Genomic DNA, 22541 nt, shown 5'->3' on the forward strand with positions numbered 1-22541 from the left:
TGGCTTGCAAATAGTACTGTTCCGCTTCTTCCATCTTTCCCTGCTCACTATATAAGTTAGCTAGATTATTCAAAGCATTAATATGCCCTTTTGCAATGGCTTTCAAGTAATACTGCTCCGCTTCTTCCAGCTTACCCTGTTCATCGTATAAAAAAGATTTAACAAAAAATTTAACTCCATCTTTTTCATTTTCTATACTATCTACTAACTGATGAGCTTGCTGATATTTTTTCTCTTGGATTAGAATGGATATAGTCTTTGCTATTTCAACAAACTTCTCCGGCATGCCTAATAAATCATTCTTTATGGGGTTAGCCTGTAAAGCCGCAGTCAAATCAATCATCTGATCCCGTTCCCGAGTTCCAATATGTTTGGACTGAGCCAAGGCTTTGGTTAGAACAATTGCCCGATCGTAAGGCAATTCGTTATTGCTTAACCGCTGTAGATGTTCTTCGACTAATCCTGCCCATTGGTTTTCATCGTACCAGGCTTCCAGAAAAAGCGTCAGCCATTTGGCCCGGCGTTTCTGTTCGGGATTCCCCTGCGTAATCATCAGCCACATGTTGAAGAAACGCTCCGACAGGCGGTACAGATTGTTCTTCTTACTCGTAGCTATTACCTCAATAATGCCTGCATTAGAAAGCTGCTTCAGGTGAGCGGAAATCAATTTACTCTCCATTCTGCACTTCTCTACCAGTTGTTTTACCGAGCAGGCTTCCCAGAGAAAAGCCATTTCCTGTACGATTTTCCGGTGAGCGGGGGGTAAATGATTCAGGCGTTCCTGATACAGTGGAGTAACGTTATCCATGACCTTTCGCAGGTAATCAAACCCATAGAGCGTGGAATCTTTCAGTAAGATCTGGATGAAAAACTGGAGCGTTCGAGGCAGACCATCCGTTAGCAGACGAATGGTTTCAATTTTACCGGGATATTTCTGCGAAAATTCCCAGAGCTGGGGCAATTCCATTTGCTCGCTCCAGTGGTGCAGCAAACGGTGGATCTCTTCGGAAGACAGGGCTTCCAGCCGATGCCGCCGGAAAAACTCGTAAAAAGGCTGGTCGTACTTCCAGAACTGCTCATCCATACGGGTACTGCCACCAATGATCACCAGATCGTTGTCATTCAATAGAATTTCCCGCAACAGATGGCCTTCCCCACCGAAGTTTTCCAGAATTCGATCCAAATTGTCGAGCAGCAGAACGATCCTTTTTTGCTTCGCCTGTACGAGTTGATGGATCTCAGCGTACAGGTAGCGGGTATAACTTTGATTGTCGTCAAAGCTTTCGAAACTTTGCAGATCAAGCGTAACTTTCCACTTTACGCTTAACTCCCGCAGTACTTCCTCCCACAAATCAAACAGTCGGTAAATGCCCGCCTGTTCTTCCGCCAGATTCACGGCCAGGTACTGATCCGTCAGTACCTCATCAATCTCAATCTGAATCCGTTTTAATAACGTCGATTTCCCGCTTCCCCGCCTGCCCAGTAATAATTCGTGCTGCAAAGGGTCTTGCGGACCTTTGTTACGTAAATCTTCTATAATGAGGCGGAACTCTCCCTGGCGGATGACAAAGTTGTTTTTTAGCGACTGCGAATCGCTATTAGCCGACTGGTACAGGTTCAACTGATCTACGAACCAGTTTCCGGTTTTATGTTCACTAGTTTTCATCGTAGATAGGATTGTTTCGTTTCCAGAATGCTTTTAGAAAGGGAGATAAGAATACGTACTGATCGGCCTCTTCAATCAGGTATCCGTCTTTTATTAATCCGTCCATCAATTCGATATAATCCTCTTTTTTATGATGATGGGAGGCCAGATCATATAGTTTTCGGGCGTTGATTCGATCCCGATGAGCTATATACGTTAATACTTCATTGAGAAATGGAGCGTCTGTACCCATGTAATCGAACAGACGATTTTTCCAGTCCCGGAAATGATCGTTGTTCCTGATGATTTCATTGAATGCCTGATCAATCGTATCAGTTGTAATCACAGCATTACCTTTCCTTTTGGCATCACGGTTAATCGCATCCAGCATCAGGTTGATAAAGAAAGGCAGGTAATAATGCTGTATTTTTCCCAGAAGATAATCGGCAAGCTGGGTATCGTATTGTACCGTTGCAGAGTTGTCGGTGGCCCATTGAATATAGGTTCTGGCCTCTTCCACCGTAAGGGATTTAAAACCTACCTGACTTATATCATTCAGATCAGAGCTTCGATTTTCGATGGCTTTTACTACGTGGTGAATTCCTATGGAACCCGCCAGTACAAAGGCAATATGACTAAACCGCTGTTCCTGTCGCCACCGCCTGAAATTTTTAAGAATTGAAATTGCCTGCGAGCTTTTATCCGTTTTATGAAGGGTGTAAAGTACTTCGGGTAACTCGTCTATAAACAGCACAAGTTTGATACCTTCTTCCTGGAGCTTCAAAGCGATTCGTTCAATCTCTACTAAGTAGTCAATTGATCCACTATCGAGCTTTACTCCCTGCAAGCCTATTTCTTTTATTCGTAATTCCCTGAAAAAAGAGCCTACCCACGTCAGTACCTGGACTTTTCTTTCCAAACACGTAATCATGAGTTCGTAAATCTGCCGGTATACCCGTTCTTCGGAGTCGAAGCCCTGTATATTCCGAAATTGAGCCAGGTATCCATCCACACAATTATCAGCCATGTATCTCATAACCGACGATTTACCTACGCGTCGGGGAGCGGCTAATAGTACATGATTTCCCTTTTCCAATTGCTCCCACACTTCTGTAATAATCTGGGGACGATGATAATAGTAGTTACCGGTCGCCGTATTGCCTATAATAATTTTAGGGCTTTGCCAGGTTGGCTCCACTTTTGACAATAATTTTATTGTTAAATGATCTTGACAACAAATTTATTGTCTTTTTAATTTAACAACAAAGTTATTGTCAAAATAAAAAAATAAGCTCTGGGTTTAGATTAAGGATTTGTCTTTAACTGAAACTGAAGATTTCCTTCCCCTGACTTAACTAACGCTAACGGGGCTCTTTTTACCCAGGACTTTAACATACGTACAGTCAAATACGTTAGCTGCTAAATTTATTCGTAACTGAAACACGAATTTGGTTGCCTAATTATAAGTCATTACTCTTAACTCCTTGATAATTAGTACTTATTATTTATTCGAAAATACCTGCTTAGGTACGAAATCCCCACTTTTTCGGGTACAATTTTTTTGGCAGTAAATCCTCTTTTCAATTTGTCTATTATTAACCCCGTCCTCTATGTACTTTGTACGTTTACCTCTGCAGTGCCTGCTGCTCTGTCTTCTATTGCCCCTGCTTCTTCGCGGTCAGGTTCAGATTACCGACGTTGGACCTCCCGGGTTTTCAGCAGGAGATGCCCGTTTCACTTCGCTTAAAATTGCTCCCGACGGTACCCCGTTTCTGGCTTATCAGGACGTAGCCAATGGCTACCGGGCTACGGTTCAGCGTTTCGATGGTACAGCCTGGCAGGTGGTGGGTACACCTGGTTTCTCTACCGCCGAAGCCTCGTACACCTCACTCGCCATTGCACCGGATGGAACTCCGTATATTGCTTATCGGGATCAAAGTACAATCAACCGCATTACGGTTCAACGGTTCAACGGTTCCACCTGGGAGCCCGTTGGTCAGGCCGGGTTTTCGGTTCAGGCCGTTGAATATACCTCTTTAGCGTTTGCTCCCGACGGAACACCCTACGTCATTTATCGTGGTGATTCGAGGGATGCTACCCGGGCAGTCGTACAACGCTTCAATGGTACTAGTTGGGAACTGGTAGGACCGGATGGCATCTCGCCCGGTCAGGTTAAACAAACATCCATCGTTATTGCCGCCGACGGTACGCCTTACGTTGCGTACCAGAGTTTACAGGATGGAGCCAATGGGATTGTCCAACGTTTTAATGGTACCAGTTGGGAAACCCTGGGGACGATTCCTCACGTAGATTTTCCTTCGCTTGCCCTGGCTTCGGATGGAACGCCCTACCTCACTTACATTAACACGGCCAACGGAGATAAGGTGAACGTTCAACGGTATACCAACGGAACCTGGGAACTCATCGGCGACGGAATTTCAAGAAGCAATGCCCGTTTCACTACGATTATTATCGGCCCCGATGGCAATCCTTATGTCGTTTATCAGGACGGATTTTATGCGAACCGAAGTACCATTCAGCGGTACAGACAGGGTCAGTGGGAAGATGTAATTGCTCCTGGTTCTTCACGTGATCAGATGGACTTTATTTCGCTGGCTACGGTAGGCGGTATGGACCCGAGCCTGTATATCGGCTTCCGTGACTGGAGTCAGCAAACCAAAGCGTCTGTCCAACGAGTGTATCTAAACAATGCGGCTCCCGTTACTTTAAATAGCTTTAAGGCCCAATTGCAACCCGACCAGCAAGTACTCGTAACCTGGGGTACCTCGCAGGAATTAAACGCTAGTCACTTCGAGGTAGAGCGTCGCAGCGAGCATACAACCTTCGAAGCCATTGCTACCGTACGAGCCGCTGGAACCACTACCGAAGCTCATTCGTACCGCTTTGTGGACGAGAAGCCGCTTACGGGTACTAGTTACTATCGCCTCAGACAGGTAGATTTCAACGGTAAAAACGAAATATTCCGGGCTGCCAGCATTAATCGTCAGGATGGTGCCTGGTCCGCTCTGGCGTATCCGAATCCTAATTCCGGCCGTTCAATTTCCATGCAGGTAGCTAATCCGGCTCAAACGAAAATTACCCTGCTCACTACGAATGGCCTTGAACTAGCCTACGACGTGAGCGTTACGGACGAACATACCTGCACGCTTAATCCGAAACAGGTACTTGCACCAGGCTTTTATCTCGTCCGCGTTCAGGAAAAAGACGGCCCCATTCAACATCATAAATTAGTAGTACGTTAACTCTTTACTAATTCCATTTCTCAAAAAAGCAGGGCCGCCACCACTGCTTTTTTTGTGCCTTACCGCATCCCGCTAGTGTACTCTAGCTGCCCATTTGCTACAGGCATTTTGTTCCCGTTGATTACCTTTCATGCGGGTGCCTAACAGGATTTTCTGAATACAGCAAAATTGGATTTTCGCTTCCCTTCGTAGCATGGTTGTTGCCTGCTGCCTATACGCCCTTATTTCATTCAGCATATTCGAAAATACGTGGAGCTTATGGAAGAATACGTTCAGCGACTGTTCGCGTATCTGAAACCCATTTCCGTCCCGGAAAAAGCTCCTGGCAGAGAAGCAAATCTGCCGGGCTAATTATTTCGTAGAAAAAGGCGGTCTGCGGCTGTTTGACCTCACGGAAAAAGGGACGGAACCGATTACGCAGTCTGCCCTTGAAAACGGATGGCAGGCCGATTACCCAGCAACCCTCCGAATTCTACATTCAAGCCCTGGAACCTACCGAGGTTTATGTCATTCCGGTCGATTTTCAGAACCAGTTGTAACACAAATTTTCCCAGCTCGAACGGTATTTCGGCTCCTGTTTCAGCGGGCTCTGGCCGCCTTACAACGCCGCTTCAAGTTTAGACACGATTATAGTTATCGCCACTTCGTAGCCAGTTTTCCCGGCTTTACGCAACGTAGTTCGTAATACCTGAGAAAAAACCAGAATGGAACGATGCTATAAATTTCTCTTTACTATCGCCTCTAAGCGAATAGAGATCCTTAACCCAATGCACGATTTACGGCAAGTATCGATTCAGAGCGTCGGGACCATAGCTTTTTCGGCAGTTATTTACCTAATGAAAATTCACTTACTTTTCATTACGCAAAAACGCCCCCTTCTTCTGAAGGGAGCGTTTTATGGCGTCTATCATTGCAAGGCTAGTCTGAGAACCCTTAAGGCCGTACCAGCCTGAGGCTCTGTTGTTGCGTATCCGTGTTTACCTTCAGTAGCAGATGCCCCCGGCTAGTACCCAGCGGTATGCTCACCCGTTCGTTTTCACCGGCTTGCCCAATTCGCTGCTCGCCAATAACCCGGCCCTGTAGGTCCACCAGCGTCAGGCGGAGGGATTGTCTGGCCACGCCCGAAATGGCCACTTCGACGTTATTACCTACTACCGGATTGCCCAGTACTTGTACCTGCAGGCCAGCAATCCCTACTTCCTGCATGGGACCCGCAGCCACCCGGGCCGACGCATCTGAAGGTACCATACCAAAAATTAACTGGTTTTCGAGATAGGCCGTTATTCGGGAGTTGAGCCTTACTGACCCGTAAACGGGAGCGAACGAGTAGTCATTATTTTGATTCAACAAGCCAAAGTCTGAGCGTACCAACCGGAAGTCGATGAACCCTAAGCTGCTCAAAGGTGACAGACGTCGGGTGCTTTCGGGAAAACTAAGCTCCACGTAGCTATCGGCCCCGTTAACGGGTGAACTGAGCCGAACGACCTGTGCCCTTACCATACTCGCACCCATGTCGGCATAATCAACGAAGACGTTCGTGGGTTGTCCATTATCAGAAGTGAAATAGTAGCGTAGCTTGAGACTGCTCACGGGTACGCTCACGTTGCCCGTATTGCGAAGCTCCAGACGAGTTTGAATCTGGGAAGTTATGGCTGCGTCCTTGGTTGCTGCGTACACCTGTACTGCCGTTTGCGGGGCAACTGCTGCGGGCTCCTGTCCCCAGAAAATAACGCCGTTTCGATACGCCGTTATGCGTGCGTTGGCCAGGTAGCTGCGGTTGAGCTGGTAGGAGTAATCGTCGGTTTCGTTGAAATTACTACGGTCGCTTTTCAAAATTCCTGTCTCAATGGGCCCTGAGTTACCGTTGGCGGGCAGACTACCTCCTCCGGGGAAGCTGTATTCTACGTACCCGAAGGCTCCCTGCCGGGGTTGGGCCAAAGGAACATACTTCATGGAAACGGCTCCCAGTTGAGCGTAATAAACCTGAAAATCGGTAGGAGGAGCATTTCCCTCGGAGGTGAACCAGTACCGAACCGTTAGCTCGCCGTAGGGTATGGCCTGCCCGCCCGCATTAGACAGCTTTAAAAAAGGCTTGATGATCTGGTCCTGAGTTTGTCCGTTATCCACATCCAGGTGCAGCACCGAAAGGGTAGTCGGTACGATCGTCAGCGAGAAGCTGGCAGCGGGACTGGTACAGCCATTCTGGGTGCAGGTGGCAGTGAAAGTTTGGGTACCTAGATTGCTGGTAGAAACCGCTAAGGTTTTGCTGTCCCCGCCGCCCCAGGTAATGGTCCCATCACTGCATCCTGAAACGCTCAGGATAACCGAGCCCGTATTCTGGCTCGCCGTCAGGCTACTAACGCCTCGGGAAAAGGCTGTCCACCGGCGGTTACCAGCGTAGGAGCGGTGGGCGTAGCTTTGATAATGAACGTCTGACTGGTCGATTTGGAACAGCCATTGCTGTTCGTATAGCTATACACTACGGTGTGTGACCCTACCGTTAAATTGGCGGTTTCGAAACTGGAAGCCTCCGTACCATCTACCGTAAAGCTTCCATTCGCAGGCGTACCGCTAAGGGTAATGAGTCCCGCATCCTGGCAGTAAGCCGATGCTAAACCAGTAATGGCAACGACGGGTAAAGCATTAACCGTGACAATAATTGCCGCTCGTGAGCTTTCACAACCATTATCGTTGGTTTGACTTACGTAGTAAGTGGTCATACCTACATTAGACGTTGAAGGGGTGACTGACGTAGAAGGAGTGCCACCACTGGCGGTTGTGTAGTACTTGAGGTTGATACCCGTAGCCGTCAATGGGCTAGCTGGAACACCTTGACAGTAGGCTACATTCTGAACACCGGGGGCGTTAGGTTGCGGGTTAACCGTGATCTGTTGGGAGGCACAGGAACCAGCGGTTACGCAACCACCCTCGCCCCGTACGTAATAAGTCGTCGTTGATGTGGGGCTTACCTGTATGGATGTACCAGTACCAACCGGTGTGCCGCCGCAACTGCCCGTATACCATTTCCAGGCCGTGGCATCGTTCAGGTTTCCACTTTGAATCGACAGCGAAGTACTTGACCCAGCACAAATAGACGTTTGCGTAGCCGAAATGGTAGGTACATTTGGAGCGGTACAAACGTTGGTTCCCGTAGAAACAACGGTCAGTTTAATCGACCAAGTCGTACCAACACTGAAATCCACGGAAGCCAGACCAGTGTAAGGATTGTTCGCAGTATTAGGTCCTAAATCACCCGACCTCGTGACGTTTACACCACTGCTGTTGCTGAACGAAGCAGCCTGATAATCAGGACTCGTACCATCAGAAAAGGAGACAAATCCAGTAGGCTGTTGTTGAGTATTACCACCCGATGCATTAAGTACCGCACGAGTAATCTTGAAACCCGTGGGTATGATTACCTTAAAGGCATCCTGCGGATCGCCTGGAGTTTCAACCCTACCTGAAAAGGTATACTCTCCCGCCTGATTAAGCGTATACGTAGCGGCAGAAACTGCATTGGGAAAATCCGGACCTTCTGAATACTTTGTTTGGGCCAGCAAAGCAGTAGAGGTGATCCAGCTCATCAGGAGCAGGCAAATCCTCAACCCAGTGAAAGAAGTAAATTTTTTAATCATACGGCCTTTTGTTTAAAATTTAACTGTTTGACAATCAGAAAATAAGCAGAGGTATCGAAAAGTAAGCGAAAGGCAAAGAAGCTTTGGGTAGCGTACCATCGTCAGGCCATGCGGCTTCAGGCGTAGGCGTTTGACTACGAAGAAATACAGTACATCTACTAGTGCGGGCAGCCAGCTAAAAAACATGTTTTTAACGATGATTTTTTGTCAGATTTTACAAGTTTGTAAGTATTCCGGCGGCAAATACTTCTAAATAGACAATACTCAAAAAAGTCTCCTTTGAGAATAATTGAAAATGAATTGAAAACTCAGGGAAGCTATTAGCAATCGTTAATTCAAAGTAAAATAAATTAGGCTTCTTCGTAGAAATCACCTGGTTGAGTTCCAGCTAACTTAAGCAATGTCCAATAAAAAAAGGTAAAATGATGTAGATAACTTCTCTGTCGAAGTGAACGACTGATTTTAGTAAGTCAATGCATTATGTTATTTTTTAGATAATTCTCTAAAAATCATTTAATACTTAACCCTTAATGCAGGTTTGAAAAAGAGTATAACTATTATTAACTACAATCCTTTAAACACGTATATTTTTAAAAATACTTAAATAAATAACCTCCTAATCAAAACATTAATTTAATCATTTATACTTATAATTAGTACATACTATGTGACTCTAGTTATTCCCAACAACCTTATATATTTTTGAATTGCTAGTGTTATTTTTGTACCTGGAACTGACGGATTTGATTCAGCCCGTATAACTTCTATAAAACTTAACGGTATAAATTAAACGCCAGGTGGTGCGATACGTAGAGTTGTACAGAGGAAGTGGTTCTGTACTGCTCTGTTAGTGCATGATATTCGAGGATCGTAGTTGTACTCAGCTTAATGTTCTAGTTGTTTAAATAAGTCTATACCTGCAAACCAATTCTACTGATCAAACGATGACAAAGATGAACGTATTTGCTACCCTCTGTTTGCTTCTTGGGCTAGTTCAATTTTCACAGGCTCAAATAACTCTGCAAGAAAACGTCAACGAGTGGGAACGGGCCAAAGCTTATACCAAAGAATACCTGGATGCCATGCCCGAATCGGGTTATAGCCTCAAGCCTACGGCTGAAATCCGCTCGTTTGCCCAGCAAATGCTTCATTTAACGGATGCCAATTACTTATTTAGTTCAGCCGCTACGGGTGAGAAAAGTCCGTATGGGATAGCAGAATTAGAAAAATCAACAACGGATCTATCCAAAGCAAACGTAACCAAACTGGTTCTGGCAAGCTATGATTTTGTGATTGAAGGGATTAAGCAGATGAAACCCGCTCAACTCAATGAAAAGATCAAACTCTTTGACCGATTCGAGATGACGCGGGCTATGGCTTTAGCCAAGGTTTTTGAACACCAAACGCATCACCGGGGGCAAACGACGATCTACCTGCGACTGGCAGGGGTAACGCCACCTCAGGAAAAGCTATTCTAATGCCTCGCCTACCCTACATGAATCCCCCAAAATTGTTGCCTTGACAGCTTTGGGGGATTCATAGCTATCAGCCTTTGTTCTTTTTTTTATGCGGTTTGCTTGGCAGAAAGGTGCTTGGGGGAAATCGTTTGATCTCACATCACTGTATCAATTAGTTCATCTTCTTGCTCAGAAATGCCTGTTCACCGGGACCAGGGATTTTATCCGTTAAATAGCCAAAAGTCGCAGCTGATTAGAGTCATAGTCGCCATCAATGCCTGAAACCGGATTGCCATTACCACGCAGTTGCAACCGGCTTCGAATTAAGTACTAGTTACCTTTTCTGCTTCTCAGAGACGCGATACCCTTGCTTCTCTTTGCTTGGTACCCTAAAAAACATAGGGTGATCGGCGGAGCGTCTTCAAAAAAATAGCATCTTTCGTAGACACTCATTTCGCTTCTACTAACACCCGGTTTACTATGGATCAGCGAATTATTAACCTCTTTGACGAATACACCCACAAGCCCCTAACCCGGCAGGATTTCCTGAGCCGACTGGCCAAACTTACCGGTAGTGTGACGGCGGCCATGGCCGTGTTACCCCTGCTGGAAGTCAACTACGCCCACGCCACGACCATTCCCGAAGATGACCCCGATCTGCTCCTCGAAGATGTTTCGTATCCGGGTGAAGGGACGACCATGAAAGGGTATCTGGCCCAGCCCAAAGCCAGCGGAAAACGCGGTATTGTCCTGGTCATTCACGAAAACCGGGGCCTCAATCCGCACATTCGCGATGTAACCCGTCGCGTGGCGAAAGCCGGATACGTCGCTTTGGCTCCCGATGCTCTTTTCCCGTTTGGAGGTACGCCCAGCAATGAGGACGAGGCTCGCACGCTCATCGGCAAGCTCAATAAGGAGCAAAATCTCCAGAACTTTCTCAAAAGCTTTGCGTACGCCAAAAGCTTGCAGACGGCGAATGGCAAAACGGGTTGCGTTGGTTTTTGCTGGGGCGGAGCCTTGGCGAATCAGCTCGCCATCCACGATGCCACGCTGGATGCCGCCGTTGCTTTTTACGGTCGCCAACCCGAAGCCGCGGATGTCGCTAACATCAAATCGGCCGTGCAATTACATTACGGAGGGCTTGACGAAGGCGTCAACAAGGGCATCCCCGCCTACGAAGAAGCCTTGAAAGCGAATCACATCACCTACGAATTATACGTGTACGAAGGGGCTCAGCACGCCTTCAACAACGATACGGCCCCGACGCGATACAACGAAGCCGCCGCCAAACTGGCCTGGGAGCGTACCCTCACATTTTTCAAGGCCCGTTTAAGTTAGATAGCCGGGTCTGAATCAAGCCACTTCTCTGACGTCTCATCTCTCTTTTTTCATGAACAAACGCTACTTCCTTCTCCCCCTGTTAGCCATCCTTTTACTCGCTTCCAAGCCCGAAAAAACGTATCCGGTGGGGCAGATTAAAACGCCCCAGGGTGAGATTCTTTTCTGGTTGTACGACGAAACGCCCAATCATAAGGCCAGCTTTATCAAACTGGCCAAACAGGGCTACTGGGATTCGTACACCTTCAACCGGGTCATTCCGAATTTCGTAGCTCAGGGCGGTTGCCCCGATACGCCGGAAGGGTTTGCTGGTTCGCCCTATTTACTGAAGCCGGAATTTGTCAAGAGTATCCGCCACGTGTACGGAGCCGTAGGTGCGGGTCGTGACGATAATCCGGGTATGCTTTCGGCGGGTTGTCAGTTTTATATTGTACAAAACAAACAGGGACTGGCCCGACTGGATGACAAGTACACTGTATACGGACAGGTTTTTAAAGGGATGGATGTAGTAGATGCCATTGTAGCCGTCAAACGCGACAGTACTGACACGCCCCTAACGCCCATTACGCTGGATGTAAACGTGATACAGTTGAGTGGCTCGGAGTTGAAGAAGTTAGGGTATGTGGTAAAATAGTTTGAATGATGATAAACATTATCCTCACTAACACAGGCTATTTATTGCTAGTATCATTCCTAGTAGTACACTTGATCAGGTACGAGTGACGACTGATCTGAAGTAGAGCATTCAGAGCCAGTCGTCATTCGTAGTTATTAAACCTTGCTTCGTCAGGACTCCCGTAGGGCTAAAGCTTTCGCTACTAATTCAGGATATTTTTCCTGAAGCTCGGTTCCCGTTACGGGTTCGTTTGCCATTTCGTTTTGCAGGGAATCGTAATGAATCACGTTTGGATATAAGGCAGACATCGCCTCGTCAATTTTACACAATTCTTCATTGTCATGAGTTACACCGTACGCTTCTTCACTTGCTTTCAGTAGTCTTTCAGCCCAGCATTCTCCCAAAACGATTTTATATTTCCCACTTAAACATGAATTAATATCTTTGGTAATAGCTTCGAAAAACGATTTCCCCTGTAGCAGAAGCCAGCAACGGAAATAAATAAACCCATCATCCGACAGATAGTCATCAAAGTTTGCCACGCCATTTTCGTACGCGTATGGTCCGTCCAGAATGAAAGATAACGCTGCAATTTCAGCCGTATACAATTGATTTAGCTTTTCCTGTAGTACTTTCTCAAACAGAATAAGTTTGGGTTTACCGGCTTTTGAAAGTAGCTCAATCAAATTATCTATATGTTCTTCTGCATCATACCCCTGCCAATTCACGTGTTTCCATTTATTCGCCTTTTCGATACTCTGCCAAAAATAAACTTCGGCTTTTTCTTCTTCTGAAACGTCTGCTTTTACTGGAATAGGTTGGGATTCTTCCCAGGCTATATACCCTTTGCTTTGTTTCTGTTTAATCAGTTTTTCAGTCTCCTGTAAACAGATTTCTTCCGTTGGAAACTCCTTTTCGGATACTTTTCCGGCAGAACCAATTTTACCGTAGGTTACTTTCTGAACGTTTTTGTCCACTTCAACTTTCCAGAATTTATCCGAAAGTTCATTCTGATTAATGAAAAACTTAGTCATAGGATTTAGGAATACAGGGGGTAACGGTAAGACAACATGCAATGATAGTTGATTTCTTCACGCTTTTCAGGATGACAGCTTAAACGGAGGCAGAAACACGTTTACGAGGAGTCCCTTACCGACCGAAGTGAACGCTTGCCCGTGGCCTTCCCGCAAGAATCGCCTATCTTGTATCCGACTTTGATTTTTAAACCTATGAAACGCTTTCTCTACCTCGGGGTGGCTCTGCTGACCTTGGGTTCCCTGCGAGCCCAGCAGCCTAATCGTCCGAACGTCATTTTCATTTTCTCGGACGACCACGCCTACCAGGCCATCAGTGCCTACGGGAGCAAACTCGCCCAAACGCCCAACATCGACCGGATCGCCAATGAGGGTGCCCTCTTACTCAACAACGTAGTCACCAATTCCATTTGCGGACCGAGCCGGGCCACCTTGCTCACGGGCAAGTACAGTCACCTGAACGGGTACAAGCTCAACGAACGGAAATTCAACATTAACCAGCCTGTCTTTCCCGAAGAATTACAGAAAAACGGCTACCAGACGGCCTGGATTGGGAAAATGCACCTGGGCAGTCTGCCGCACGGGTTTGATTACCTGGACGTACTGCCCGGTCAGGGACACTATTACAGTCCGGATTTTGTAAACGGTAAGAAAGATACGGTACGGCACGAAGGCAAATACGTGAGCAATGCCATTACCGAGCTTTCGCTCGACTGGCTCAATAAACGGGATGCTTCCAAGCCCTTTTTTCTGGTTGTGGGACACAAGGCTACGCACCGCGAATGGCTGCCCGACATTCAGGATTTGGGAGCGTATGACGACGTGAACTTCCCTCTTCCTGCTTCGTTTTATGATGCCTACGAAGGCCGGGAAGCTGCCGAAAAACAGGACATGACCATCGATAAAACGATGCGTTTGAAGGAAGACCTGAAAGTACACCTGAACTACGACGCGAAGAACCGATTCAATGGCTACAACCGCTTTTCACCCGAGCAGAAAAAGGCTTTCTACGAGTATTACGAAAAGAAAATCAGTAAGGAGTTTGATGAAAAGAAACTGACGGGCAAAGCTCTGGTGGAATGGAAATACCAGCGGTATTTAAAAGATTACCTCGCTACGGCCAAATCCCTGGACCGCAACATTGGCCGATTGCTGGACTACCTGGATCAAAAGGGTCTGACTAAAAATACCGTGGTGATTTATGCGTCCGATCAGGGCTTTTACATGGGGGAACATGGCTGGTTTGACAAACGATTCATTTACGAAGAATCCCTGAAAACGCCCTTCGTCATTCGGTACCCGGGCGTCATCCAACCGGGCAAAAAAGTACCGCAACTGGTGTCGAATATCGACTGGGCTCCTACCCTGCTTGAGCTGACGGGTACGAAGGTTCCTAAAGAAATTCAGGGCCAATCTTTTCTGCCCCTGCTGAAGGACGAAAAACCAGCCTGGCGGACGGCGGCGTATTACCACTACTACGAATTTCCGGAACCGCATCACGTGTACCCGCACTTTGGCGTGCGTACGGAGCGTTATACGCTGGTGCACTTTTACGGCGACATCAATACTTGGGAACTGTATGATTTACAGAAAGATCCCCAGCAATTAAAAAACCTGTACGGTCAGAAAGGTACTGAGAAAATCACCGCTGATCTGAAAGCCCAACTGAAAGAGCTGATGGTTACGTACAAAGACGACGAAGCCCTGAGCCTGCTGCAACAAACCAATCCGTAACGAACCGGAAGCCCCGCTGACAAGGTATCTCCGCGGGGCTTTCTGATTTTTAGTTTTCGAATGAAGAATTTACTCCTTTGGGCATGGATCGGGCTTTTGTTTTCCTGCCAGGAACAAAACAAGACGCAGTCCGACATTGCGGTTTGTAAAGTGCCGACACGGGCGGTGGCTTTGGCGGGGCAACCGACAGATGCTCCCTCAACCACTGCCGATACTACCCGTATGGTACGTATTACCGGTGGCGATTTCCAGATGGGCTCCCATGACTTTGAGGACACGCGACCGGTACACCCGGTGCATGTCAACCCATTTCTGATGGATACGCACGAGGTTACCAATGCCGAATTTGCGGCCTTCGTGAAAGCCACCCAGTATAAAACCATTGCCGAGCGTCCGCTCAATCCCGCGGATTATCCGGGCGTTCCGGCGGACAAACTCGTACCCGGCTCAGCCGTATTTACGCCACCGGCCCAGCCCGTTCCGCTTGAAAATCCGCTGGCCTGGTGGGAGTACGTAGCCGGTGCCAACTGGCAGCATCCGAAAGGTCCCCACTCGAAAGCCGTACCCAACGAACCCGTCGTCCATATCGCCTACGAAGATGCCCTTGCCTACGCTCAGTGGGCGGGCAAACGCCTGCCCACCGAAGCGGAGTGGGAATTTGCCGCTCGCGGCGGACAAACGCAGGCATTGCCTTACTACTGGGGTTCAGAACTCAAACCCGGCGGTCGCTGGGTAGCCAATATTCACCAGGGCCACTTTCCCGATCACAATACGAAAGAAGATGGCTTTGCGGACGTAGCTCCGGTACGCTCGTACCCGGCCAATGCCTACGGCCTGTACGACATGGACGGGAATGTCTGGGAATGGTGTTCCGATTATTACCGTCCGGATTACTACGCATCGAGTCCGAAAGACAACCCGAAAGGTCCTACCGACAGTTACGATCCACAGGAACCGGGGGCGGTCAAACGCGTGCAACGCGGCGGTTCGTTTCTGTGCAGCGATCAGTACTGCATTCGTTACAAAACGGGCAGTCGGGGTAAGGGCGAAGTGACGAGCGGCAGTAATAACCTGGGTTTTCGCTGCGTGAAGGATGTTCGCTAAGTTTGCATTCCTTAAGGTAATCCCCGAAACTGCATGCCCCTGGCTACTACGCAGGTTGCCGCCATGGTAACGCTGTATCACTCCGAATCTACCGTCCTGACGAATGTTGATTCGTACCTCGATCAGGTGGGGAAGCTTTACGTCATTGACAATTCCGAACAACCAGACGAACGTCTACGAGAGGCTTTGCAGCTACGCTCGCCTCGTTTGCAATACCTTGCTCCACGTGGCAATGAAGGACTGGGCGTTGCCTTGAACCGGGCCGCTGAACAGGCGTTGGCCGACGGTTTCTCGCATTTGTTGATGATGGATGACGACTCCTCCCTTCCCGCCGGAGCCGTCGAGCAGTTGTACCAAACGGCCGTTTCCAGACCAGAAGCAGGCATTGTTTCGGCGGTGATGGTCGATCAGTCGGCACTCCAAACGGATCGATCGACGAAACCTCCTACCATCAATCCGGTCCTGACGGCTATTACGGCTGGTAGTTTGCTGAATCTGGCCGCATATCAGGTAGCCGGGCCTTTTCAGGAAGATTTATTCATCGATTGGGTGGATCTGGAGTACAGCTTTCGCCTGAAACGACACGGATTCCCGATTCTGGCCGATGGCCACGTCCGACTGTTGCACCGCATTGGCATTAAGAAAAAGATACGGCTGTTGGGGTTTATTCCCTATCAGTGGCGGTCGCATAATCCCGTCCGGCTGTACTACAAATTCCGGAACAGTTTATACCTGCTCCGGCGGGATCAGGATGTGATTCCGGCCCGGTTTAAACGCCGTTTTCACAAGGAACTCCGCCGCAATGTGTATCAGATTTTACTGGCCGAGCCCAACAAGAAACGGTTTTTCTCCCTCATCCGGAAAGCCATAATAGATGCCCGGGCTGGAAAGCTCGGCAAGCTGGAGGAGTAAGGTATACGGATGGTCAAAGGCTAGAATTTTACCCGCTGCCCGGACGTTTCATCCTCCGAAAGTAAATGTCCGCAAACGAACAAACACTGTTCATTTGCGGACATTTACTTTATTTAATATACTGATTATCAATATAATTTAAATTACAAGTTCCGAATGGCATGGCTTTCTACAAAGCACTTTTGCTCCTTTCATCTCGTCTGCCTATGCTGCGTAACTACCTGAAAATCGCCGTTCGTAACCTCTTTAAAAATCCGGGGTACAGCTTCATCAATATCATGGGACTGGCCGTAGGAATGGCCGCCAGCATGCTCATCATGCTCTGGATTCTGGATGAGTTTAGTTACGATACATTTCATACGAAAAAAGACCGGATTTACCGCGTCATGCGGAATTTCAGGGAGTCGGAAACTAATACCTGGACTTCTTCTTCGCAGGGGGGCTTACTGGGCGATTACCTCCGCAAGAACATTCCGGAGATGAAAAACGTCACCATGACTGGCTGGGAATCGCCGATGGCACTGGCCTACCAGGACAAGGTGATGAAGAAAACCACGATGACGGTGGAGCCGGATTTTTTCCGCATCTTTTCCTTTGAACCCGTTAAAGGTTCACTCCAGACAGCCTTCAAAAATCCTAATTCCATTGTCTTAACGGAATCAACGGCCAAAGCTCTTTTTGGCGACGAAGATCCAATTAATAAAGTAATTCGCTACTACGGTCAGGTGGACCTGAAAGTCACCGCCGTACTGAAAGATTATCCGAAAAACTCGCGATTTGCTTTTGAGGCTTTAATCCCCATAAAGCTCTACGATGCTCTGGGCTGGAGTTCGTACGGCTGGAGTAACAACAACTTTCAGTTGTACGTCGAGCTGGACCCCAATGCGAATCTGGAGGCGGTTAATGCGAAGATTCGAAACATTTATGCCCAACAGGATAAAGGCTCCAGCAACGGTGATATTTTTCTGCACGCCCTGACCCGTTCCCGTCTGCACAGCCGCTTCGAAAACGGTGTATCCGTGGGTGGTCGCATCGAAAACGTTCAGTTGTTTGGGATCATCGCCGGATTTGTACTGCTCATTGCCTGTATCAATTTCATGAACCTGAGTACGGCCCGTAGTGAAAAGCGGGCCCGCGAAGTAGGCATCCGCAAGACTTCTGGAGCCATGCGAAGCGGCCTGATTGGACAGTTTCTGGGCGAATCGTTGTTGCTGGCACTCCTGGGATTTCTTCTGGCCATTGGTCTGGTGGAAGTAAGCCTTCCCTGGTTTAACGAGCTGGTTGAAAAACAGTTATCCATTGACTTTTTGCACCCCTTGTACTGGCTGGCGGCTCTGTCGATCGTAGCTCTTACGGGCATTCTGGCGGGCAGTTATCCGGCGTTTTACCTGTCGTCTTTCAATCCGGTTACCGTACTTAAAGGCACCATGCAAACGGGTCGGGCGGCTTCGCTTCCGCGTAAGGTACTGGTCATTCTGCAATTCTCTTTCTCCATTGCTCTCATTATCAGCACCATTCTGGTGTACCAGCAGATTCAGCACGCCAAAAACCAGCCTCTGGGTTACGATCAGGAAAACCTGATGTATTTCGCCATGGAAGGCGATGCCTCGAATCACTGGCAGGCCTTGCGGAGTGAAATCATGGCCACAGGACTGGCCGAAAACGCCTATGCTTCCAGTTCAGTACCCGCAGCAGAAGGCGGTTCCAACGGCTGGGGCTTCAACTGGCGGGGCCGCAAACCCGAACAGTACAATCAGGTCTTCGAGTTTATGCGGGTCAGCTATGATTTCGTCAAAACGTCGGGCGTACAGGTATTGGCGGGTCGCGATTTCTCACCGGCTTTTCCCGGTGATACATCCCGGGCCGTCATTCTGAACGAATCGGCGGTGAAAGTCTTGGGATTCAGGAATCCACTGGGCGAAACCATCAGTCGCGGCGAACCGAACGAACCCTACGCTGAAAAATATACGGTCGTGGGCGTTGTCAAAAATTTCGCGTACGGTTCGCCCTACGAAACGATGTCACCCATGATGATCAATGTATCCGTCAATGGCGGTAACCTGAGTTATATGGTCGTCCGGCTACGCGGGGCTAGCTCGGTCGGTATTGAAAAAATCCAGAGCATTTACCAGAAATACGCCCGCAACGTTCCCTTCGATTACCACTTCATCGATTCTGACTTCGAGAAACGCTTTCAGGCCGAACGCCTGCTGGGAAGTCTGGCTTTCGTCTTTGGCAGCCTGGCGGTTTTTATCTCCTGCCTGGGCCTGTTCGGACTGGCTTCGTTCATGGCTGAGCAACGACGTAAGGAAATTGGCGTACGCAAAGTACTGGGAGCCAGCGTACTGAACCTCTGGGGTTTACTTTCCAAAGATTTCGTCGTACTGGTCGGTTTGTCCTTCCTCATTGCTTCACCCCTGGCGTACTATTTCATGAGCGACTGGCTCAACAAGTACGCATCCGCATTGAGATTGGCTGGCTGGTCTTTGCCGTTTCGGGTTGTATCGCATTGGGCATTACACTGCTCACGGTTAGTTACCAGGCCATTCGGGCGGCTTCGGCCAATCCGGTTAAAAGTTTAAAAACCGAGTAATCGCGTTTACTTCAACTTCCGACTATTATGCTCCGTAACTACATCAAAATTGCTCTGCGAAACCTGCTGCGAAACAAAGGGTTCTCCATCATCAACATTCTGGGCCTGAGCATTGGGCTGGCCTGCTGTATGCTGATTATTCTGTACACCAAAGATGAGGTGAGTTTCGACGCCTTCCAGGCTCGTAAGGATCAGCTGTATCGGGTGACCTGTACCATTCAGGATATGAACGGGGAGAAGCAGAAGCTAGGAATTGCAGCCCTAACACAGGGACCTTCGTTTAAAGAGGACATTCCGGAAGTACTGGAATTTTCGCGGGTACAGGATCGGAATATGTTCGTGCGTTCGGGCCGTGAGGTTTTCACTGAAAAAGCCGTTTGGGCCGACAAAAACTTTTTTACGCTGTTCTCTTTTCCATTGGTCGCGGGCAATGCGAAAACGGTACTCTCGGATATTCATTCGCTGGTTTTGACGGAAGAAATGGCCGAAAAATATTTCGGTACTACGCAGGCTCTGGGCAAAAAGCTGGAATTCGAAATCAATAATAAGTTCGAAACTTTCGTCGTATCGGGCATTGCCAAAAATGCTCCGCAGAACTCGACCATTCAGTTTAAAATGCTCTTGCCCTTTGCGTACCAGGAGGCTCACGAAAAAGACGACAACTGGCTCTGGCTTTCGTTCCCAACCTACCTGCTACTGCATCCTTCGGCTAATGTAGCCACGGTTGAGAAGAAGATGAATCAGGTATACCTCACCCGTTCAAAGGAGCAACGGGCGGAGGCGAGCAAGCACGGCTTCAAGGACCATTTTAACTGGGGGTTACAGCCGTTCCTGCAAATGCACCTGGCTACCGATACCCAGTACACGCCGCAGGCTAGTAATCCCATGTATTCGTACATTCTGCTGGGCATTGCTCTCTTTGTATTGCTAATTGCCTGCATCAATTTCGTGAATCTGACCGTGGCTCAATCCTTACGTCGAAGCCGGGAAATCGGTATTCGAAAAGTAGTGGGTGGTCAGCGAAGTCAGTTGATTGGGCAGTTCCTGGGTGAATCGTTCATTCTGTGTTTTCTGGCCTTTACGCTGGCTATTTTGCTGGCCGAAGCGAGTCTGCCGTTCTTCAACGAGCTGGCTAATAAGGAATTAAGCCTGACTTATCTGCTGGATTATCAGCTAGTCCTGGGTGTAGTGGGCTTGTTCTTGGTTACGGGTTTTGCGGCTGGCTTCTATCCGGCTTTGGTTTTATCGGGCTTTGATCCGCTGCAAACGCTGTACAACCGCTTCCGGTTTTCGGGTAAAAACTATCTGTCCAAGGGGCTCGTCGTCTTGCAGTTTTCACTGGCGACCTTCCTGATTATTACAACGCTGTTCATTTATGCCCAGTTTAATTACCTGACGAACAAGGATCTGGGTTATAATGACAAGAACCTGCTGTCCGTTACGGTCGGCTGGAATGGGACGGATAGTCCTACGTCCACCCGTCAGCAAACCTTTGAACATGAGCTAAGTCATGCTCCGGGCGTACAACAGGTAGCACCCGTCATGGATGGCTCCTGGACAACCACGGCAAAAGCCAACGGGGTTGAGCTGGATGTGAAATACGAGCACGTGGACGAACACTTTTTACCGGCCATGCAGATACCGATGGTTGAGGGTCGAAATTTCTCCGCGGCCTACCCCGCCGATTCTACGCACTCGGTGCTCGTCAATGAAGCCTTTGTCAAAAAAGTGGGCTGGAAAGGTTCAGTCCTCGGTAAAACCGTCGATTTTTTAAACGGCAATGACACTAAACTGACAATTGTAGGCGTCGTAAAAGACTATCATTTCAATTCGCTTAAAGCCAAAATCAGTCCGCAATTGTTCAGTTCGAATCCACACCTGCCCTTTGGCCGTTTTCTGATTCGGGTACAGCCCGACAAACTCCCCCGGGCCATCCAGTCGATCGAGGCTACGTACCGCAAAATGGTTCCGTACCGTCCTTTTTCGTATGATTTTATGGATGAGCTGAATTATAAGAATTACGAAGCCGAAGCCAAGTGGAAGCAGATTATCACGTTCGGAGCGATACTGACCATTTTTATTTCCTGCATCGGCCTGTTCGGTCTGGCGAGTTTATCCATGCAACAGCGGACCAAGGAAATCGGCATCCGGAAAGTACTGGGAGCTTCCGTACTACAACTTTCGAATCTGCTGGCGAAAAACTTCCTGACCCTGGTACTGATCGCTTTTGTGGTAGCCATTCCGGCGGCCTGGTACGTGACCCAACGCTGGCTGGAAAACTTCGCGTACCGCATTGACATTACCTGGCAAACCTTCGCCGTAGCTGCCCTGCTGACGAGTGGTATTGCCCTGGTTACGGTGAGTTTCAATACCATTCGTACGGCCCTGGCTAATCCGATAAAATCTTTAAAATCAGAGTAAATCGTTTCTAAACGCTGTTTGACGTTTTATAAATACAGCCATGCAAAAAGTTCTGATTCTGGCAGCTATGCTCTTTAGTATACCTGCGTTAGCCCAGCAATCCATTCATTCATCGATTCACGACGATGGTAAGAAGTTGCACATCGACATTCACGGGACGGTGAATGGAAAAGCGTTTGATTTCGAGAATTCGTACGATGTGAGTCAAATGAGCAAAGAGGAGCGAAAAGAGCTGATCAATCAGGCGTATCGCTCCGTTGGCTTACAGCCGCCCAAACCACCGACACCTCCCTCGGCTCCGAGTGCTCCTTCCTCGCCGAATACGCCACCGACTCCACCCAGTCCGGCCTTGACACCTGTTCCACCTACACCCCCTAGTCCACCGACTCCCGCAGAATCACAGTACCGGATTCCTAAAGATGCCTCGCTTACCATTGATGAGACTGACGAAATGATGTCGATCAAACTTGAACGTACGCATAACGGCAAGCGAAACGTGCTGCAAAAGTCCTATAACATCAAAGGCAAAAGCGAAGCTGAAAAGCGTGAGCTAGTCGAAGCTGCAACGAAGGAGTTTGAAAAACAATAAATTTGAGCGTATGAATGGCCCCGACCTGCTAACTTGGCAGGCCGGGGTTTTTGTTTTATTGTCCTTGGTTGGCTATTTACCTTTCAACGTATGGCCTCGTTATTCACCTAGACTAGATTTGGTCCCGTTAGCATGGCTGTTCGATAGCCCCGTGAGCCTCTCCACGCCTGACGACAGCCCGCTTTAGGCCACCGCATTGC

16 protein-coding genes are annotated in these 22541 nt (G+C 48.3%); 11 read left to right on the plus strand and 5 right to left on the minus strand.

Going from position 1 to position 22541, the window contains the following annotated elements; genetic code table 11:
• Both BWI93_RS28145 and BWI93_RS06215 read right to left on the minus strand, forming a co-directional pair.
• A partial coding sequence (locus tag BWI93_RS28145) for a tetratricopeptide repeat protein (RefSeq protein WP_217902240.1) occupies nt 1-1666 on the minus strand: 1666 nt, incomplete at its 3' end.
• The gene (locus tag BWI93_RS06215) at nt 1656-2681 is read right to left on the minus strand and encodes a hypothetical protein (RefSeq protein ID WP_176454149.1); all 1026 of its coding nucleotides are present in this window, start codon (nt 2679-2681) and stop codon (nt 1656-1658) included. The genes BWI93_RS06215 and BWI93_RS28145, both read right to left, overlap by 11 nt.
• Before the next feature lie 574 nt (nt 2682-3255).
• Between BWI93_RS06215 and BWI93_RS06220 the strand changes: the two genes are divergently transcribed.
• Complete coding sequence (locus tag BWI93_RS06220) at nt 3256-4908, plus strand: T9SS type A sorting domain-containing protein (protein WP_094809276.1); 1653 nt, start codon at nt 3256-3258, stop codon at nt 4906-4908.
• A 383-nt stretch (nt 4909-5291) separates the two neighbouring features.
• Complete coding sequence (locus BWI93_RS27680) at nt 5292-5447, plus strand: hypothetical protein (protein ID WP_176454150.1); 156 nt, start codon at nt 5292-5294, stop codon at nt 5445-5447.
• Between the two features lie 394 nt (nt 5448-5841).
• On the opposite strand, the gene BWI93_RS06230 is transcribed toward BWI93_RS27680, so the two are convergent.
• Nucleotides 5842-7050 (minus strand): cellulose binding domain-containing protein, encoded by a 1209-nt coding sequence (locus BWI93_RS06230; protein ID WP_094809278.1) that lies wholly within the window; start codon nt 7048-7050, stop codon nt 5842-5844.
• Nucleotides 7051-7256: 206 nt separating this feature from the next.
• The gene (locus BWI93_RS06235; protein WP_094809279.1) at nt 7257-8543 is read right to left on the minus strand and encodes a hypothetical protein; all 1287 of its coding nucleotides are present in this window, start codon (nt 8541-8543) and stop codon (nt 7257-7259) included.
• A gap of 953 nt (nt 8544-9496) precedes the next feature.
• On the opposite strand from BWI93_RS06235, the gene BWI93_RS06240 reads away from it, so the two are divergent.
• The 3 genes from BWI93_RS06240 to BWI93_RS06250 all read left to right on the plus strand — a co-directional run bounded on the left by BWI93_RS06240 (nt 9497) and on the right by BWI93_RS06250 (nt 11972).
• Entirely contained in the window at nt 9497-10021 is a 525-nt protein-coding gene (locus BWI93_RS06240) for a DinB family protein (RefSeq protein ID WP_217902241.1), read from the plus strand.
• A gap of 459 nt (nt 10022-10480) precedes the next feature.
• Entirely contained in the window at nt 10481-11338 is an 858-nt protein-coding gene (locus BWI93_RS06245) for a dienelactone hydrolase family protein (RefSeq protein ID WP_094809281.1), read from the plus strand.
• Between the two features lie 52 nt (nt 11339-11390).
• Nucleotides 11391-11972: a peptidylprolyl isomerase gene (locus BWI93_RS06250; RefSeq protein ID WP_094809282.1), complete on the plus strand. Its 582-nt coding sequence runs from the start codon at nt 11391-11393 to the stop codon at nt 11970-11972.
• Nucleotides 11973-12124: 152 nt separating this feature from the next.
• On the opposite strand, the gene BWI93_RS06255 is transcribed toward BWI93_RS06250, so the two are convergent.
• Complete coding sequence (locus BWI93_RS06255; RefSeq protein ID WP_094809283.1) at nt 12125-12988, minus strand: DUF4240 domain-containing protein; 864 nt, start codon at nt 12986-12988, stop codon at nt 12125-12127.
• A 195-nt stretch (nt 12989-13183) separates the two neighbouring features.
• On the opposite strand from BWI93_RS06255, the gene BWI93_RS06260 reads away from it, so the two are divergent.
• The 6 genes from BWI93_RS06260 to BWI93_RS06285 all read left to right on the plus strand — a co-directional run bounded on the left by BWI93_RS06260 (nt 13184) and on the right by BWI93_RS06285 (nt 22341).
• Nucleotides 13184-14722, plus strand: coding sequence for a sulfatase (locus BWI93_RS06260; RefSeq protein WP_094809284.1), 1539 nt, complete (start codon nt 13184-13186; stop codon nt 14720-14722).
• Nucleotides 14723-14782: 60 nt separating this feature from the next.
• Complete coding sequence (locus BWI93_RS06265) at nt 14783-15826, plus strand: formylglycine-generating enzyme family protein (RefSeq protein WP_094809286.1); 1044 nt, start codon at nt 14783-14785, stop codon at nt 15824-15826.
• A gap of 33 nt (nt 15827-15859) precedes the next feature.
• Entirely contained in the window at nt 15860-16738 is an 879-nt protein-coding gene (locus BWI93_RS06270) for a glycosyltransferase (protein ID WP_094809288.1), read from the plus strand.
• 161 nt (nt 16739-16899) lie between these two features.
• A complete protein-coding gene (locus tag BWI93_RS06275; protein ID WP_094809290.1) occupies nt 16900-19320 on the plus strand; it encodes an ABC transporter permease in 2421 nt (806 codons plus the stop codon).
• Between the two features lie 38 nt (nt 19321-19358).
• Nucleotides 19359-21752, plus strand: coding sequence for an ABC transporter permease (locus tag BWI93_RS06280; RefSeq protein ID WP_094809292.1), 2394 nt, complete (start codon nt 19359-19361; stop codon nt 21750-21752).
• 40 nt (nt 21753-21792) lie between these two features.
• The gene (locus tag BWI93_RS06285) at nt 21793-22341 is read left to right on the plus strand and encodes a hypothetical protein (protein ID WP_094809294.1); all 549 of its coding nucleotides are present in this window, start codon (nt 21793-21795) and stop codon (nt 22339-22341) included.
• Nucleotides 22342-22541: the final 200 nt, after the last annotated feature.

Source organism: Siphonobacter sp. BAB-5385 (assembly GCF_002261125.1).
In the GTDB taxonomy this organism is placed as follows: Bacteria; Bacteroidota; Bacteroidia; order Cytophagales; family Spirosomataceae; genus Siphonobacter.